The sequence below is a fragment of the Brachybacterium massiliense genome, assembly GCF_900184245.1.
Lineage (GTDB): Bacteria > Actinomycetota > Actinomycetes > Actinomycetales > Dermabacteraceae > Brachybacterium > Brachybacterium massiliense.
Genome location: NZ_FXXB01000008.1, coordinates 875,656 through 891,266, shown reverse-complemented (window position 1 = coordinate 891,266; position 15,611 = coordinate 875,656). Strand labels below are relative to the sequence as shown.

Genomic DNA, 15,611 nt, shown 5'->3' with positions numbered 1-15,611 from the left:
TACGACGCCGGGTCGTGAACGTTCACTCGTCAGCGTACCTCGGGGGTGAGCGGGGCGTGAGCTGCGGGACGATGCCACCGACGACGCCCTTGCTACGCTCTGCTACAGAAGTCGCCTGCGGGCGTCGACGGACATCGAGCGAGCAAGGAGAGGGTCGAGATGATCACCATCCCGCACCGCGAGCTGAGGAATCACAGCACGGAGATCCTGCGTCGCGTCGAGGCGGGGGAGGAGTTCGCCATCACCAACAACGGCCGCCCGGTCGCCCGCCTGGTGCCGTACTCGAGCTCTCCTCTCGAGATGCTCCGCAGCGCCGGCAGGGTGTCACAGGCACTCAACATCGATGTCGACGCGCTGCCTCTCGCCTCGAGCGCGAGCAGTCGCGAGATCCTCGAGGATCTGCGCGGCACGAGGGAAGGCTGATGCTCGTCTACCTGGATACCGCGGCGGCACTGAAGATCCTCATCGACGAACCCGAGACCCGAGCCATGCGCGAGACGTTCCACGGCTGGCAGCTCGAGGGGCACGACATCGTCGCCTCCTACCTCCTGCACACCGAGATGCACTGCGCCGCGCGCCGCCGCGGCTTCGCGGAGGCACAGACGATCGACCAGCTCCTGAGCGCCGTCGGCCTCATCGACATCGAACGCTCGCATCTGCTGGTCGCCTCCCGCGGCGAGCATTCGTTGCGCAGCGCTGACGCGATCCATCTCGCAGCGGCGCTCGCCGTCGACGCCGACCTGCTCGTCACCTACGACCACGAACTGACGTCCGCCGCCGAGCGGGAGGGACTGCGCACCGCGAGCCCCGCGTGAGCGGCGGGCAGCCCGGCCGGCACTCCCGCGTGCACGCGCGCCGCTAGACTCTCCTCTCGTGACCACGACCGAGCCGAACCGGTGGACCGACCGCCGCAGCGACGCCGTGTCCGCGCGCAAGGAGACCTACGAGCAGCTGCGCCGGGCCAGCACCTGGCGCCTGCTCGCCGCGACCAAGGCCCCTGCGGTGCTCGCGATCCTGCAGGCGACCTTCCCGTCGGGGGACCGCCGCCTCCCGCGCAGCGAGCTGATCGCCCGCGTGGGCGCGCACCTGCACCTCCTGCACGACGATCATGACGCCCCCGACGAGCGCGGCGATCACGACGAAGCATCCGAGGAGGTCGAGACCGCTGGCGAGGCCCGTCCCGGGCGCACCGCTGCGGAGTATGTGGACGGCTGGGTGCGCGAGGGCTACCTGACCCGGCGCGACGACCCGCACCACACCGAGACCACCTTCGAGCCCTCACCGGCCACGATCGACGCGATCCAGTTCATCGCCTCGCTCGAGGAGCACCGCCCCACCACCACCGAGTCGCGCCTGCAGCTGGTGGTCCAGCAGTTCGAGCGCCTCGCACAGGAGACCGAGACCGACCGCGACGTGCGCCTGGCGGACCTCCAGCGCCGGCGCGAGCGGATCGAGGCCGAGATCCGCGAGCTCGCCGAAGGGGAGCTGATGCTCCCCAGCGCCGACGCCTCCGTGGACCGCCTGCGCGACATCCTGCAGATCGCCGCCGAGCTCTCGGGCGACTTCCTCCAGTACCGCGAGGACCTGCGCGCCGTGGACCTGCGCCTGCGCGAGCAGATCCTCTCCCCGGAGGGCTCGCGCGGAGAGATCCTGGAGCAGCTGCTGGCCGGAGACGATCTGCTGGGCCAGTCCACGGTGGGCCGCACCTTCACCGCCTTCTTCCGCATGCTCAACGACCCGGTGCAGACCCGCACCACGCAGGAGCTCGTGGACCGGCTGCTCGAGCGCGACTTCGCCCGCACCCTCAGCCGGGACGAGCGGGAGAAGCTCGCGAACGTCTTCAGCGACCTCTACGAGCCTGCGCAGGAGGTGCTGGACGTCAAGACGGAGCTGTACCGCTCCCTGGCCCGCTTCGTGCGCTCCCAGGACTTCCGACAGCACCGGGTGATGCTCGAGCTGCTCCAGGAGGCGCAGGGCCTGGCCCTCGCGCAGAAGGACGAGGTGCCCACCCGCGCCCCCTTCACCCTCGAGCTGGACCTGTCGCGGGTGCAGATGAGCTCGGTCTCCCAGCACCGGCTGAAGGACCCCACTGATCCGGGAGCGCCCGCCGAGGCGGAGGTGCACGACGCGACCGCCCTCAGCGTCGAGGTGCTGCAGGACCTGGTGCGCACCAACGACATCGACCTGGTGGGCCTGACCGGGGACGTCAACGAGGTGCGCGGCCTCGCCGGGCAGGCCTCGATCGGAGACGTGCTGCGCCACAAGCCGGCCGAGCAGGGCCTGGCCAGCGTGATCGGTCTGATGTTCCTGGCCACCGGTCATGCGCAGGCCCGCGAGGGCTCGAGCGAGATCGTGGGCTGGCGGGAGCTGGACGGCAACGACTACGCCGCGAAGGTGCCCGCGTTCTACTTCCTCGAGGACATCCCCGTCGAGTGAGCGGCAGGCGCCGCGGAGGCTGAGCCCGCGCGCTCAGCGGTCGGCGTCGGCGCCCGCACTCTGCGCGGCCTCCGCGGCGTCCTGGGCGCTGATCTCCTCGAGCGCGGCGAGAGCCGGTGCGGCATCGCGCCGCAGCTGCTCCAGATCCGCCCCGAAGTCTCCGATGCGGCAGCCCCGTCCGTTGGGCTTCACCGTGATGCCTTCGCTGCGCCAGTGGGGCAGCGCGCGGGCCAGCAGGGGATGGTCGCCGTAGGAGTTGGTGACGCGCCACCACGGCACCGAGGAGCCCCAGGTGCGCAGGATCCGCCCTACCAGCCGCGGGCCCACCCCGACGATCCGCCCCACCTCGCCGTAGGCGGCGACCCGGCCCGGCGGGATCGCCTCGACCACGCGCAGCACCCGCTCGACGGTGACGTCGTCCATGCGGGTGCGCGGGGTGGGATCGGCCATGCCCCGCAGTGTGGCACGGGGCCCTCGCACCGCGTGTCGTGACGACGAGGAGCGGCCCGGGCACCCCGTGAGGTGTCCGGGCCGCTGCCGGTGGTGAGAGGCGTTCAGCCGCGGTGCTCGGGGCCGGGCTCCGTGCCGGGCTCCACGATCGGCTCAGTGCCGGTGCCGTCCTCGCGGCGGCCGTACTCCGGCGCCCGGGGCGGCAGCTCCCCGTCCTCCTGCGCGAGCTGCTGCTCCTGCGCCAGGAACGGGTCCTGCTCACCGGGCAGGTCCTGCGGCTGCTGCGGATCCTGCGGCTCCTGATCGGAGGGACGCGCGGCGCGACGGCCGTGCGAGGGTGCCGCGCCCTCGTGCTCGCCGACCGTCTGCGTCTCCTCGACGCGGACGTGGTCGGCGCCGGAGCGATCGTGCGGAGCGGGCTCCTGATCGAGCGGGCGTGCACCGTCGTCAGCATGCAGCGCGTCGTGGCGAGCGGCACCGGGCTGCTCGTGCACCGGCGCACCGGGCGCGCGACGGTCGCGTCCTGCCGAGCCATCTGCGTGACGGTCATCGACGACGGGGGTGTGCCCGCCGTCGCCGTGGCCCGGGCGATGGTCGTGTCCGCGCGTGGCGCGAGAGTCGCGGTCGGCGCGGTGAGCGTCGTCGGAATCAGGGTCGAGGCGATCCGCCTCGGCGAGCTGCTCCTGGACGGTGCTGCGCTCCTGATCGACCTGCTCACGCTGCTTCGCGGCCTCGGCGTGCCGGTGCTCGGCCGCGATCTTCTCCTGCTCGACCTCCTTGGCGCGGCGCTGGGCGTCCAGACGTGCGCGCTCGGCCTCGAGCTCCGTCTCGCGCGCCTTCAGATCGCGCTCCTGGACGACCTGCTCCTTCTGCGAGGCCTCCTCACGCATCTGCGCGGCGCGCCGCCTGTCGGCCTCCTGCTGCTGCGCCTCGCGCTTGCGTGAGGCCATCACCCCCACGACGACCAGGATGATCAGGAGGATCAGCACCAGCAGGACGATCCCGATGATGACGGGCGCGGACAGTTCCATGGTCGGCTCCTTGCGGTCGACAACCCCCGCACGGTCGCACAGGGGCCTTCCTGCGTGTGGGGCCATTGGACCAGATCGCGGTCCCGGATGCGTGCATATCGACCGACCGCTCAGTCGCGCAATGCTCGTCCGGCACCCGACGCGCCGGTAAGGTGGGGCCTCGTGATCAGCTCTGCATCCCCCTCCAGCGCCGACGACTCCGCGCAGCAGGACGGCGCGCCGTCCGTCCCCGGTGCCGCGCTGGTCGACGAATCACGGCGGGTGCTCGTGCACCTGATGCAGGGCCCCTTCCTCGACGGCCGACGCGATGGTGCCCGCTACGCCCAGCTGCTGCGCGACCGCGCCGCGATCGAGGCGCGCCTGGCCGATCTCTTCCTCGAGCTCATCGTCGACGACGACGCCCAGGTCGCCTTCGTGCGCCAGAGCGAGGAGGACCCGGACGCGCCCAAGCTGCTGCGCCGCCTGACGGGGATGAACCGCCTGGACTCGGTGCTGATGCTGGTGCTGCGCCAGATGCTCCTGACCCAGTCCTCGCGCGGCCAGCGCACCGTCGTCTCCGAGGCCGAGCTGCAGCAGGCGCTCGCCGCCTACCGCCGCACCACCTCGACCGACGAGGCCGGCTTCGCCAAGGAGGTGCGCGCCTCGATCGCCAAGATCCAGCGCGCCGGCCTGCTCGACGAGCAGGGCGACGACTACGAGGTCTCGCCCGTGCTGCGCCTGATGATCGGCCCCGACACCGCCCGCGAGTTCATCGCCCTGTACCGCGAGGCCGGGGTGAGCGGGCTCGAGGACCCCAGCGACCGGGCCGAGGACGACGACCGGGCCGAGGACGACCCGAGCGACCCGGCCGGCAGCGGCACCGCCGCGGGCTCCTCGTCGACTGCCGACTGACGACCCAGAAGACGGCGGAATCCGGTTCGTGAGCGGGCTGTTGCCCTGCTCGGTCGGTGACGACGCCGTCTGCACGGCCGGTCCCTGACCCGGCGCACCGGCCGAACCCTGGCCCGGTGCGGCGCGCGCCTGGCCCCGCACCTGCCCCGTCGGGGCGCCCTGTCGGGTCGACGGTGAACAAGAGATGTATATGAAAGGCCATTTCATAAAACACTCTTGTGGTGCCCCGACCTCCCTGGATTAACTGTCAGGGCAGGTCAGAGAGGCGCCGTCCTCTTCGGTGACGGAGAGGCGGGCGATCGTGACGTCGACCCCCAATGTCGTCGACAGACGCAGCTCCTCGCCTCCGGTCGCCTCCTGTTGGGAGCGCTCCCACGCCTGCTGTCATGCGACACACGACACGTTCTGAGATGAGCGCCGAGCAGGAGACACTCCCATGAGAGGACCCGCACGATGACCGCGCCGCCGGTGGCCGCCGCTGCCGACGCGCACCAGGAGGCACGGCCCCCGGCTCCCGGCAGGCCGATGCGATCAGTGACGCGCAAGCGCCGCATCCTGCGCGCCCTGCGCCACAGCTGGCAGCTCTATGTGCTGGTCGCCCCCGCAGTCCTCTTCTTCCTGATCTTCAACTACGTCCCGATGTACGGGGCGCAGATCGCCTTCCGCGACTTCATCGCCTCCGACGGGATCTGGGGCAGCCGCTGGGTGGGCCTGGAGCACTTCGAGCGCTTCTTCGACTCCTACTACTTCTGGCGTCTGCTGCGGAACACGCTGCTGCTGAGCCTCTACCAGCTGCTCCTGTTCCCGCTCCCGATCATCCTGGCCCTCGCGCTCAACGAGGTGAAGAACCACGTCTTCAAGCGCTTCACGCAGACCCTCACCTACGCACCCCACTTCGTCTCGCTCGTGGTCGTGGTGGGCATGCTGTTCGCCTTCCTCGATCCGCGCATCGGCCTCGTCAACCACGTCATCGAGCTGGCGGGATTCACACCGATCCAGTTCATGCAGGATCCGGGCTGGTTCCGGCACCTCTACGTATGGTCCGGCGTCTGGCAGTCCCTGGGCTGGGGCACGATCATCTACCTCGCGGCGCTGTCCGGCGTGAATCCGGAGCTCCACCAGGCTGCTCAGGTCGACGGCGCGAACCGGCTCCAGCGGATCCGCCACGTGAACATCCCGGCGATCATGCCGACCGTCGTGATCCTGTTCATCCTCGACTTCGGCAGCTTCATGGCGGTGGGCTTCGAGAAGGCCCTGCTGATGAACAACGCGCTCAACGCCGAGGCCTCCGACATCATCCAGACCTTCGTGTACGAGACCGGCCTGCTCGAGGGGCAGTACAGCTATGCCGCCGCGATCGGGCTCTTCGACTCCGTCATCAACATCATCCTGCTGGTCGGCGTCAATCAGCTCGCCCGCCGCTACTCAGAGAACAGCCTGTGGTGAGCCCGTGACCTCTTCTTCCGCTCAGACCGCCCGAAGCTCCCGGAACCGCAGGGGCGCTCCCGCGCCCCGGCCGGCCGGACGCCGCCCGCTCACCTCGCGCGGGGACCGCTGGTTCGACCGCCTCAACACCGTCTTCCTGCTCGCCGTGGTCGTCGTGATCGGCTATCCGCTGTGGTTCGTGCTCATCGCCTCGGTGAGCGATCCGCACGCGGTGCAGACCGGTCGGGTATGGCTGTGGCCCGTCGAGCTGAACGTCGACGGGTACGCGCGGGTGTTCGCCCAGGCATCCATCTGGACCGGATACCGCAACACGGTCGTCTACACGATCGTCGGCGTGGCTCTGCACCTGCTGATCGTGCTGCCCTGCTCGTACGCGCTCTCACGGCGCACCATGGCGGGCCGTACAGCGGTCACCTGGTACATCCTGTTCACGATGCTCTTCTCCGGCGGCATCATCCCCACCTATCTGGTGGTCAAGGACCTCGGCATGCTCGACACCCTCTGGGCGGTGGTGGTGCCCGGGGCCGCCGGGGCTTGGTCGATCCTGGTGGGCAGGGCGTTCTTCACCCAGAGCGTCCCCGAGGAGCTGGCCGAGGCGGCCACCGTCGACGGGGCGGGGGACATCCAGACCTTCCTGCGCATCGCGATCCCCGTCTCCGCGCCGATCATCGCCACGCTGGCCCTGTTCCACGGGGTAGGACTGTGGAACGAGTACTTCAAGGCGCTGATCTACCTCTCCGACCGCGACAAGTACACCCTCCAGCTGGTGCTGCGCGAATTGCTGGTGGTCTCCCAGGAAGCCTCTCAGGGCGGCGCCGGAGCGGCCGGCTCGCTGATCGAGCAGCAGCGCCTGGCCGCCCTGATCAAGTACGCGGTCATGATCGTGGCCTCGCTCCCGCTGCTGGTCATCTACCCCTTCCTGCAGCGATTCTTCACCCAGGGCGTCCTCATCGGCTCGGTCAAGGGGTGAGCCCGAGATGACGACCCGACTCGACGGCGCACTGCACTGGGTGGTGCGGCTCGTGTGGCTGAACACCTGCTGGCTCGCGCTCACGGCAGCAGGCGGGATCCTGCTCGGCATCGGCCCTGCCACCTCCGCGGCGCTCGAGGTGGCTCAGCGCTGGATGCGCGGCGAGCGGGACCTGCCCGTCGGCCGCACCATGTGGTGGCAGTTCCGGGACGGGTGGCGGCTCACCAACTGCGTCACGCTGCTCGCGCTCGCCCTGTGCGGCTCCCTGAGCGTGACCTGGTGGCTCTCCCGCAGTCTGCCGCCCGTCCCCGCCGCACTCACGCAGGGCCCTGCCCTGCTGGCCCTGCTGCTGATGGTCGCGATGATGCCGCACCTGCTCTGGATCGCAGGACGCGACATCGACGGCGCCCCGCCCCGTGTGGCTGCCGTGTTCGCCGCCGCGCTCGCGATCGGCGTCGGCCGCCCGCTGCTGACCCTGTCCCTGCTGGTCCCCCTGATCGTCTGGCCGCTGGCGCTGATCGCCAGCGGCTGGCCGGGGCTGCTGCCCGTCTGCGGAGTCAGCATCCCTCTCGTGGCCGCCGCCTGGTGCCTGCGACGAACCTTCCCCTGACCCTGCCACCCCACCGTCACTGCGATCCCTGCATCACCCACACCCCTGAAAGGACCCTGCTCCATGACCCTGCACCCGTTCACCCGTCGCGCCGCCCTCGCCTCCGGCGCCGCCCTGGCCACCACCGCCGTCCTCGCATCCTGCGGAGGGGACGGCGACGAGGTCGACACCCTCGACCAGATCGAGAACCCTGACGAGAACATCACCCCCGAGGGCATGCCGATCGTGAAGGAGAAGATCACGATCGACTTCCTCAGCGCCCGCCCTTCCACCACCGCGGAGGACTGGAACGAGGTCTCCGTCATCAAGGCGACCGAGGAGCTCACCAACATCCACATCGACTTCGGCCTGGTCCCCCAGGACGGTGCGGCCGAACGACGCAACCTCGCGCTGAGCAGCGGTGACTACCCGAGCGCGTTCTACCGCAACGGGATCGGGACCGGGGATCTGGCCACCTACGGCGAGCGGGGCACGTTCATCCCCCTCAACGACCTCCTCGAGCAGCACATGCCGAACCTGACCGCCCTGATGGAGGCGAGCCCGCAGATCCGTGAGGGCCTGACCTTCCCCGACGGCAACATCTACTCCACGCCTCAGATCTACGATCCGAGCTTCCCGGGCCTGCGGTACATGTTCAAGCTCTTCGCACGCCAGGACTGGCTGGACCGCTTCGGGATGGCCGTGCCGGAGACGACCGAAGAGTTCGAGGCCTACCTCGAGGAGGCCGTGAACACGATCGACGGCGCGATCGGCCTGACCGACCCGGTGAACCTGGGAGAGACGTACCCCACCCTCTACGGCACCTTCGGTGTGGCGAACCAGGGCACCGCCGCAGGGCAGATCGATCTCGACCCGGACACGGGAGCGGTGCGGTACTTCCCCCTGTCCGACGGGTACCGCGAGATGATGACCTACCTCCACGGTCTCTACAGCAAGGGGCTGATCCCGGCGGACATCTTCTCCTCGGACCGCGCGACCTTCACCGCCCAGGGCAGCGACGGGCTCATCGCCGCCTGCTCGACGGCCGCGCCGGCCGGATACTTCGGGGCCGAGGGCGAGAACTATGTCGTCCTGCCTCCGCTGGTCACCGAAGCCGGGAACACTCCCGTCTGGCACGCCGTCCGCTCCGAGCTCGCCTCGATCGGACACTTCGTGATGACCGATCGCTGCGAGCACCCCGTCGCACTCGCCCGCTGGATGGACTACTGGTACAGCGAGGAGGGCGCCCGGCAGTTCTTCCTCGGCAACGAGGGCGACAGCTGGGAGGAGGTCGACGGCGAGTACAAGCTGCTGCCCGAGATCACCGACGGGCAGTCCGTGGACGACGGCCTGAAGCCGCACTCGATCTTCATGGGCGGAAGCTACCCGGGCTGGGTCACGCAGCGGTGGTTCGGGGGAGTGGAGAGCATGCCCCAGGCGATGGAGAGCTCGCAGGCGATGGAGCCCTATGCGATTCCCGAGGTGTGGTCCGCCTTCACGTTCACGCCGGAGGAGTCCGATGTGCTCGGCACCGTCGGCGCGGAGATCGGCAAGTACCTCGCTGAGTCGCGCGCCGGGTTCATCACCGGCCAGCTGCCGCTGTCGGAGTGGGACACCTTCGCACAGACCCTCGAGGAGATCGGGCTGAGCGAGTTCATGGAGATCCAGCAGGCCGCCTACGACCGCCGGCAGTGAGACGGTGCTCGGGCCGCTCGTGAGGAGCGGCCCGAGCACCTGCGGTGGGGCGCCCCCGGGGCCGCGGCCGGCCTGATCCGACCGCCCTTCCGGGGTCATCCCGCGTGCGTGGGACGCCGGGCGTGGCGGTCTTCTCGTCGACGTGAGATGCCTGTCGCAGGGTGGTGAGGGTGTTTGAGGAAGCGCCGTGCAGGCCATAGCGTGGGCGCTCCGTCGAAATGCCCCGTGTGCGTCGAGTTCCGAGACATGCGGAGGAGAGAGAAAGGTCCGCCGTGTCCCAGAAGACCGCACAGACCCCGCTGGTCTCGCTCGTGATCCCGGTGTACAACTCGATGCCGTATCTCGTCGAGACCCTCGACGCGATCGCCACGCAGGGGCTGGACGAGGAGCAGCTCGAGGTCATCCTGGTCGACGACGGCTCCGACGACGGCTCCGAGGAGGTGCTCGCCGAGTACGCCGAGCGACACCCCAACTACCGGCTGATCACCCAGCCCAACTCCGGCGGCCCAGCCGATCCCTGCAACAAGGGCATCGCGGCCGTGACCGGCAAGTACTTCTTCGTGGTGGGCTCCGACGACGTGCTGACCGAGGGGGCCCTCGCCGATCTCGTCGCCTACGCGGAGAAGCACGGATCGGACATCGTGCTGGCGAAGATGGCGGGACTGAACGGACGCCACGCCCCCGGTTCGATGTTCAGGCGGACCAAGGCCGATGCGCACCTGGTCGAGGACCGGCTGTTCAACTCGCTCACCGCGATCAAGCTGTTCCGCACCGAGCTGGTGCACAAGACCGGCGCCCACAACCCGGTCCACCTGCGCACCGGCTCCGATCAGCCCTTCACCGCCGCGTGCTACCTGGTCGCGAAGAAGATCAGCGTGCGAGCGGACAGGCCTTTCGTGCTGATCCGTAAGCGCGAGGACGGCCGGAACGTCACCTCCCGGCCCCGTTCGGCGATGGAGTACTCGGACCTGCTCACCGCGGTGGTGGACGTGATCATCACGTGGTCCGAGCCCGGCGAGCTGCGTGACGGTGTGCTCGAGCGCCCCGTGAAGGGTGCGCTGCGCAAGGCGCTGCACCCGCGCTTCCTCGAGGAGGATGCGCAGGCGCAGCAGCACATCGTCTCCGAGATGCAGCGCGTGATGGGCCCCCACTTCAACGACGCCGTGGCCGCGCACCTCTCCTCGCTCGACCGCCTCAAGGCCCGTCTCGCCCTCGCCGGCGAGCTCGAGCAGCTGCGCGCCGTGATCCGCTGGGAGGCGGACGGCGGCCGGACGCGGCTCACCTGCACCGAGGACGGCTTCCGCCTGGACCTGCCCGCCCCTCTCGCCGAGGGGATCGAGGACGACCTGCTCCGCGACGTGAAGGTGGTGGGCGTGCCTGTCCTCGAAGACCTCGAGGTCAGCGGCGGGGAGGTCCGCCTCGAGGTGAGCACCCATGTGCGCGACGGCATCACCCCAGCCGACGACGCCGTGCTGCGCCTGCGCCTGCGCGGCACCGACGAGCTGCTCGACCTCCCCGCCGAGGATCTCGCGCACGTCACCCACGAGGACCTGCCCGCCCTGCGCTTCCGCAGCCGGATCGAGACCGCGCAGCTCGAGCGCGGGGTGTGGGACCTGTGGGTCGTCCAGCACTTCGGGCACCAGGAGCTCGAGAACCGGCTCGGCCGGCACCGCTCCGAGCATGTGGGGGACCAGCGCCGCCTGCTGATCACGCCGGATGAGGCCCGCAGGGACCTCGGCATCGTCTACTTCACCAAGGGCCACGGCAACGTCTCCCTCGACATCGGATACACCAAGATCGCGCGCTCCGGCCCCGAGACCGTCCTGCGGGGCGTGCTCGAGACGGAGCCCGGTCGACGGATCGCGGTGCTGTGGGCAGATGCCGCGGACACCCTGCGGATCACCGCCCTCGACTCCACCGCGCCGCATGCCGAGGCGCAGGAGATCCCTCTCGCCCACCTGGACGGCGGTCTGCTCGCCGTCACGGTGCCCGGTGACGCGGATGCCCTCGTGATCGAGAACGCGCACGGTCGGATCATCCAGCCCCTGCCGCGGCCCGTCCCGCTCGCCGGCGGCGATGCGCGGCTCGAGCCCGCGCCGGCACAGCGCCGGGACCGTCGCGCGCCCGCCTCGGGCGGGCGCGTGCTCGGGGCGGCCGCACGGCGGCTGGGACTGAAGCGCTCCTGAGCCCGACGCCGACGGGCCCGACGGACCGACCGTCCTGTGGGTCCTGACGGTGCAGAATCTCCTACATCCCCCCTTCCCCGCGCGGGAGGGCCTGACCTCCGGGGCCCGGAACACGAGGTGACACAGCGTGAAGATGATCAGTGCCGGCAAGGCCATGGACATGATGTCCCTGTGGCCCGCGCTGGTGAACACCCTGGCCGTGCTCGCGGCGTTCGCGATGGTGGGTCTCGAGGGGACCGCCTGTGCGGGGGTGGCGCCGCTCGTGCCGCTTGTGCTCATCCTGCTGCGCCAGCGTCGCACGCTGCTGCGGGTGCCGGCGGGGGTGGGCGGCATCGGGCGCTACCTCGCCGCGCGGCTGATCCTCCTGACCGGCGTGGGCACGCAGCTCGTCATCGCCGGTGAGCTGGGCGTGCTCGCTGCGGTGGCCCTGCTGCTCGGCCTCGCCGCGCTCGTGCTCGAGCCGATCCTGCGCTCCGCGAACGGCATCGCCGTGCCCTACGCCTCCGGCTTCCCGGGCCGGCAGGAGCGGAACCGGCCCGCGTTCCCCTACGGCTGGATCTTCCCGCTGAACCTGCTGGGACTGTGTGCGGCGGTGCTCGGCCAGCTCGCCCCCGCCGTGCTGATGGCCGTCTCCCTCGTGCTCTCTGCCGCGGCCCTGGTGGTCGCGGCGCTCGCCGGCGCGGACATCGTGCGCCGGATCATGATCCGGCGCCGCTTCCAGGCCGCGCTGCCCGAGATCCTCGAGGAGATGGGGCCGGTCTTCTACCTCTACTGGAACGCCCCGCCGCGCTCCGCCTTCCAGGTGACGATGTGGCTGCCCTACCTCGAGCGGCTCGGCGTCCCCTTCGTGCTGGTCACCCGCACGGTCCCGAACTTCCGCCAGCTCGCGGAGGCGACCGACCATCCCGTGCTGCTGCGCCGCTCGCTCACCGACCTCGACGCGCTGATCGTGCCCTCGGCGCGCGGCGTGTTCTACGTGAACAACGCGATGCGCAACAACCACATGGTGCGCTACACCGAGCTCACCCACATCCAGCTGCTGCACGGGGAGTCCGACAAGGCCTCGAGCGCCACACCGATCATCCGCATGTACGACCGCGACTTCGTGGCCGGGCAGGCCGCGATCGACCGCTTCGAGAAGTTCGGCGTGCCCATGCCCGAGGACATCTTCCGCATCGTGGGCCGCCCCCAGGTGGAGGACGTGCACGGCGAACGCGGCCCGATCGGCGAGCTCGAGGACCCCTCCGTGCTGTACGCGCCCACCTGGCTCGGCTACCAGGCCGAGACCAACTACTCCTCGCTGCCCGTGGGGCCCGCGATCGTGAAGGGCCTGCTGGAGCGCGGCTGCCGCGTGGTGTTCCGCCCCCACCCCTACAGCTCCCGCTCCCCGGAGCTGCGGGCCGCGTGCGAGGAGATCCGTGCGCTGCTGGCCGCGGATGCGGCGGCCACCGGCCGCGAGCACCTCTTCGGCGAGGTCGCGGAGACCGAGATGAGCGTGACCGACTGCTTCAACGCGGCCGACGCGATGATCTCCGACGTCTCCGCCGTGGTGGGGGACTTCCTCCACTCCGGGAAGCCGCTGGCGATGGTCTCCCCGCGCACCGGCGCCGAGGAGTTCACCGAGCAGTTCCCGATGGCGCGTGCCGCCTACGTGCTCGTGGTCGAGGGGCAGCGCCTGGTCGATCTCGATGCACGGCTCGATGACCTGATCGTCGCCGACCCCGGCCGCGAGGAGCGGAAGCGCTGGGCGACCTACTACCTCGGCGACATCCCGCGCGAGGGCTACGCGGAGCGCTTCGTGCAGGTCGCGAAGGCGGAGCTGGGACTGATCGATCCGCGCACGGTGGAGGACCTGCGGCCCACGGCAGAGCCGACGGGCACGGTGTGAGCAGTGGGGCCCCGCCGCGCCGACGAGGGGAATCGGTCACGGTCGCTGGGCGGCCCCGCCGCCTCGCCGTAGAGTGGGACGTCGCGCGAATCCGGCGGTGCGCCGGAGGAGCGCTCCCGTCACCGCGGCGAGCGGACCGTGACCTCGTGGGGTCGGGAGGTCCCGGCGAGATTGGAGCAGTCATTTGACCACTGGTGAGGCGAAGCCGGACGTGGCATCCCTGGTGCCGGCGCCGATCGAGCGCGTCTTCGAGGACGCGGCGGTCCAGGACGCCGTGCGCCGCAACGAGCTCGAGCCGATCGGGGTGCGGCCGCGGCTGATCCCCTACGTCAAGGATCTCTGGGCGCGCCGCTCCTTCATCCACGTGCTCGCGGTCGCGAAGGCGCACTCCGAGAACCAGGGCACCTATCTCGGCCAGCTGTGGACCCTGATCTCCCCGATCATCAACGCCTCGGTCTACGTGCTGATCTTCGGCTTCCTGCTGCAGATCGGCCGTGAGGGGATCGAGAACACGATCGCGTTCATCGTGGTCGGCGTGTTCATGTTCCGCTTCTTCGAGCGCTCGGTGATGGCCGGCGCCCACTCCCTGAACCACAACATGAACCTGGTGCGGTCGGTGAAGTTCCCCCGCGCCGTGCTGCCGGTGGCCGGGGTGCTCGCGGAGCTGACGATCCTCGGGCCGGCGCTCGTGGTGATGATCCTGATCTCCTACCTCTCCGGGTTCCTGCCCTTCGCCGGTGCGGTCACGATCGACGCCTACTGGCTGCTCCTGCCGGCGGCCATCCTGCTGATGTGGATCTTCTCGACCGGATGCGCCTTCATGGTCGCGCGCTGGGTGGCGATGACCCCGGACCTGGACAACCTGCTGCCGCACTTCATGCGGATCCTGATGTATGCCTCGGGCGTGATCTTCTCGATCGATCGCTACCTCAGCCAGTTCAGCTGGGGGTGGATCATGGAGTACCAGCCGGTGGCGGTGTATCTCTACCTGGTGCGCTCCTCGATCCTGGACGAGCCCGCCTACATCCCGGATCCGACCATGTGGGTCCTGGGCGTGGTGTGGGCGCTCGTGTTCTCCGTCGCCGGGTTCCTGGTGTTCTGGAGCGGAGAGGAGAGGTACGGACGTGACTGACGCCGACAAGGAGATCGACTTCGAGGTCGACGAAGAGGATCTCGACACCACCCCGGTGATCGAGGTCCCCTCCGAGCATCTCTCCCTGATGGTCAACGATCTGCACGTGTCCTATCGCGTCTTCGGCGCGAAGAAGGTGGGGCACGGCCCGGGCCGCGACTGGGGCGTGCTGGGCAGGCTCGCGCGGCGGGGGGCGAAGCAGCCCCCGGTGCGCGAGGTCAAGGCGATCCGGGGCGTCACCTTCGCGGCGCGCCACGGTGAGGCGATCGGCATCATCGGCGAGAACGGCTCGGGGAAGTCGACCCTGCTGCGCGCCATCGCCGGGCTGATCCCACCCGTCTCGGGCACCGTCCACGTGGCCAGCAACCCGGCTCTGCTCGGTGTCAACGCCGTGCTCATGAAGGACCTCAGCGGCGAGCGCAACATCATGATCGGCGCCCTCGCGCTGGGCCTGACGACCAAGCAGGTCAAGGAGCGCTTCCAGGAGATCGTCGATTTCGCCGAGATCGGCGAGTTCGTGAACCTGCCGATGAAGGCCTACTCCTCCGGCATGGGCGCCCGCCTGCGCTTCGCGATCTCCGCCTCCGCGGTGCCGGACATCCTGATGATCGACGAGGCCCTCGCCACCGGCGATGCCCACTTCCGGGCCAAGAGCAAGGCGCGGATGGACGAGATCCGGAAGTCCGCCGGGACCGTGTTCCTGGTCAGCCACTCCCTGGCGACGGTCAAGAGCATGTGCACGCGTGTGCTGTGGATCCATGACGGCAAGCTCGTGATGGACGGCGACCCGGCCGAGGTGTGCGGCGCCTACAAGACCTTCGTGGACGCGAAGAAGAAGGCGAAGGCCGCAGGCTGAACTGTGGGGAGCGGCTGGCCGCGCCGTCGGCCCTGCCGCCC

At 70.0% G+C, this 15,611-nt stretch carries 14 protein-coding genes; 12 read left to right on the top strand and 2 right to left on the bottom strand.

The genetic code is table 11. The annotated features are described in order from the left end of the window. Window positions 1-159: 159 nt before the first annotated feature. The 3 genes from BN4251_RS18885 to BN4251_RS14135 are packed head-to-tail and all read left to right on the top strand — an operon-like array spanning window position 160 to window position 2,436. Window positions 160-423: a type II toxin-antitoxin system Phd/YefM family antitoxin gene (locus tag BN4251_RS18885; RefSeq protein ID WP_087485693.1), complete on the top strand. Its 264-nt coding sequence runs from the start codon at window positions 160-162 to the stop codon at window positions 421-423. Next, complete coding sequence (locus BN4251_RS14140) at window positions 423-815, top strand: type II toxin-antitoxin system VapC family toxin (RefSeq protein ID WP_087485692.1); 393 nt, start codon at window positions 423-425, stop codon at window positions 813-815. The genes BN4251_RS18885 and BN4251_RS14140 overlap by 1 nt, the downstream gene beginning before the upstream one ends. A gap of 58 nt (window positions 816-873) precedes the next feature. Further along, complete coding sequence (locus BN4251_RS14135; protein ID WP_087485691.1) at window positions 874-2,436, top strand: DUF3375 domain-containing protein; 1,563 nt, start codon at window positions 874-876, stop codon at window positions 2,434-2,436. 33 nt (window positions 2,437-2,469) lie between these two features. Here BN4251_RS14135 and BN4251_RS14130 read toward each other — a convergent pair whose 3' ends face one another. Together BN4251_RS14130 and BN4251_RS14125 are read right to left on the bottom strand one after the other, a co-directional pair. Further along, entirely contained in the window at window positions 2,470-2,886 is a 417-nt protein-coding gene (locus BN4251_RS14130; protein ID WP_087485690.1) for an MGMT family protein, read from the bottom strand. Window positions 2,887-2,990: 104 nt separating this feature from the next. After that, window positions 2,991-3,917, bottom strand: coding sequence for a hypothetical protein (locus tag BN4251_RS14125; RefSeq protein WP_087485689.1), 927 nt, complete (start codon window positions 3,915-3,917; stop codon window positions 2,991-2,993). Between the two features lie 162 nt (window positions 3,918-4,079). Here BN4251_RS14125 and BN4251_RS14120 point away from each other — a divergent pair, with 162 nt between their 5' ends. From BN4251_RS14120 to BN4251_RS14080, 9 genes are all read left to right on the top strand, one after another. Continuing rightward, window positions 4,080-4,808 (top strand): DUF4194 domain-containing protein, encoded by a 729-nt coding sequence (locus tag BN4251_RS14120; RefSeq protein ID WP_087485688.1) that lies wholly within the window; start codon window positions 4,080-4,082, stop codon window positions 4,806-4,808. A 453-nt stretch (window positions 4,809-5,261) separates the two neighbouring features. Next, window positions 5,262-6,254, top strand: a complete 993-nt coding sequence (locus BN4251_RS14115; protein WP_087485687.1) for an ABC transporter permease — start codon at window positions 5,262-5,264, stop codon at window positions 6,252-6,254. Window positions 6,255-6,258: 4 nt separating this feature from the next. Beyond that, entirely contained in the window at window positions 6,259-7,224 is a 966-nt protein-coding gene (locus tag BN4251_RS14110) for a carbohydrate ABC transporter permease (RefSeq protein ID WP_212647618.1), read from the top strand. A gap of 7 nt (window positions 7,225-7,231) precedes the next feature. Further along, the gene (locus BN4251_RS14105) at window positions 7,232-7,834 is read left to right on the top strand and encodes a DUF624 domain-containing protein (RefSeq protein ID WP_087485685.1); all 603 of its coding nucleotides are present in this window, start codon (window positions 7,232-7,234) and stop codon (window positions 7,832-7,834) included. A 63-nt stretch (window positions 7,835-7,897) separates the two neighbouring features. Further along, on the top strand, window positions 7,898-9,508 hold the full coding sequence (locus tag BN4251_RS14100; RefSeq protein WP_087485684.1) for a type 2 periplasmic-binding domain-containing protein: 1,611 nt from the start codon (window positions 7,898-7,900) through the stop codon (window positions 9,506-9,508). Between the two features lie 272 nt (window positions 9,509-9,780). Then, window positions 9,781-11,694, top strand: coding sequence for a glycosyltransferase family 2 protein (locus tag BN4251_RS14095; RefSeq protein WP_170931971.1), 1,914 nt, complete (start codon window positions 9,781-9,783; stop codon window positions 11,692-11,694). Between the two features lie 133 nt (window positions 11,695-11,827). Beyond that, window positions 11,828-13,582 (top strand): CDP-glycerol glycerophosphotransferase family protein, encoded by a 1,755-nt coding sequence (locus BN4251_RS14090; RefSeq protein ID WP_087486393.1) that lies wholly within the window; start codon window positions 11,828-11,830, stop codon window positions 13,580-13,582. A 184-nt stretch (window positions 13,583-13,766) separates the two neighbouring features. Next, window positions 13,767-14,714, top strand: coding sequence for an ABC transporter permease (locus tag BN4251_RS14085; protein ID WP_245810360.1), 948 nt, complete (start codon window positions 13,767-13,769; stop codon window positions 14,712-14,714). Beyond that, window positions 14,707-15,570, top strand: a complete 864-nt coding sequence (locus BN4251_RS14080) for an ABC transporter ATP-binding protein (protein WP_087485682.1) — start codon at window positions 14,707-14,709, stop codon at window positions 15,568-15,570. The genes BN4251_RS14085 and BN4251_RS14080 overlap by 8 nt, the downstream gene beginning before the upstream one ends. The last annotated feature ends 41 nt before the right edge of the window (window positions 15,571-15,611 follow it).

What these genes read in the sequence shown, in the direction of transcription:
- BN4251_RS18885 (WP_087485693.1), top strand. Translation starts at nt 160, where the DNA reads ATGATCACCATCCCGCACCGCGAGCTGAGGAATCACAGCACGGAGATC.
- BN4251_RS14140 (WP_087485692.1), top strand. Translation starts at nt 423, where the DNA reads ATGCTCGTCTACCTGGATACCGCGGCGGCACTGAAGATCCTCATCGAC.
- BN4251_RS14130 (WP_087485690.1), bottom strand. Translation starts at nt 2,886, where the DNA reads ATGGCCGATCCCACCCCGCGCACCCGCATGGACGACGTCACCGTCGAG.
- BN4251_RS14125 (WP_087485689.1), bottom strand. Translation starts at nt 3,917, where the DNA reads ATGGAACTGTCCGCGCCCGTCATCATCGGGATCGTCCTGCTGGTGCTG.
- BN4251_RS14115 (WP_087485687.1), top strand. Translation starts at nt 5,262, where the DNA reads ATGACCGCGCCGCCGGTGGCCGCCGCTGCCGACGCGCACCAGGAGGCA.
- BN4251_RS14105 (WP_087485685.1), top strand. Translation starts at nt 7,232, where the DNA reads ATGACGACCCGACTCGACGGCGCACTGCACTGGGTGGTGCGGCTCGTG.
- BN4251_RS14100 (WP_087485684.1), top strand. Translation starts at nt 7,898, where the DNA reads ATGACCCTGCACCCGTTCACCCGTCGCGCCGCCCTCGCCTCCGGCGCC.
- BN4251_RS14090 (WP_087486393.1), top strand. Translation starts at nt 11,828, where the DNA reads ATGATCAGTGCCGGCAAGGCCATGGACATGATGTCCCTGTGGCCCGCG.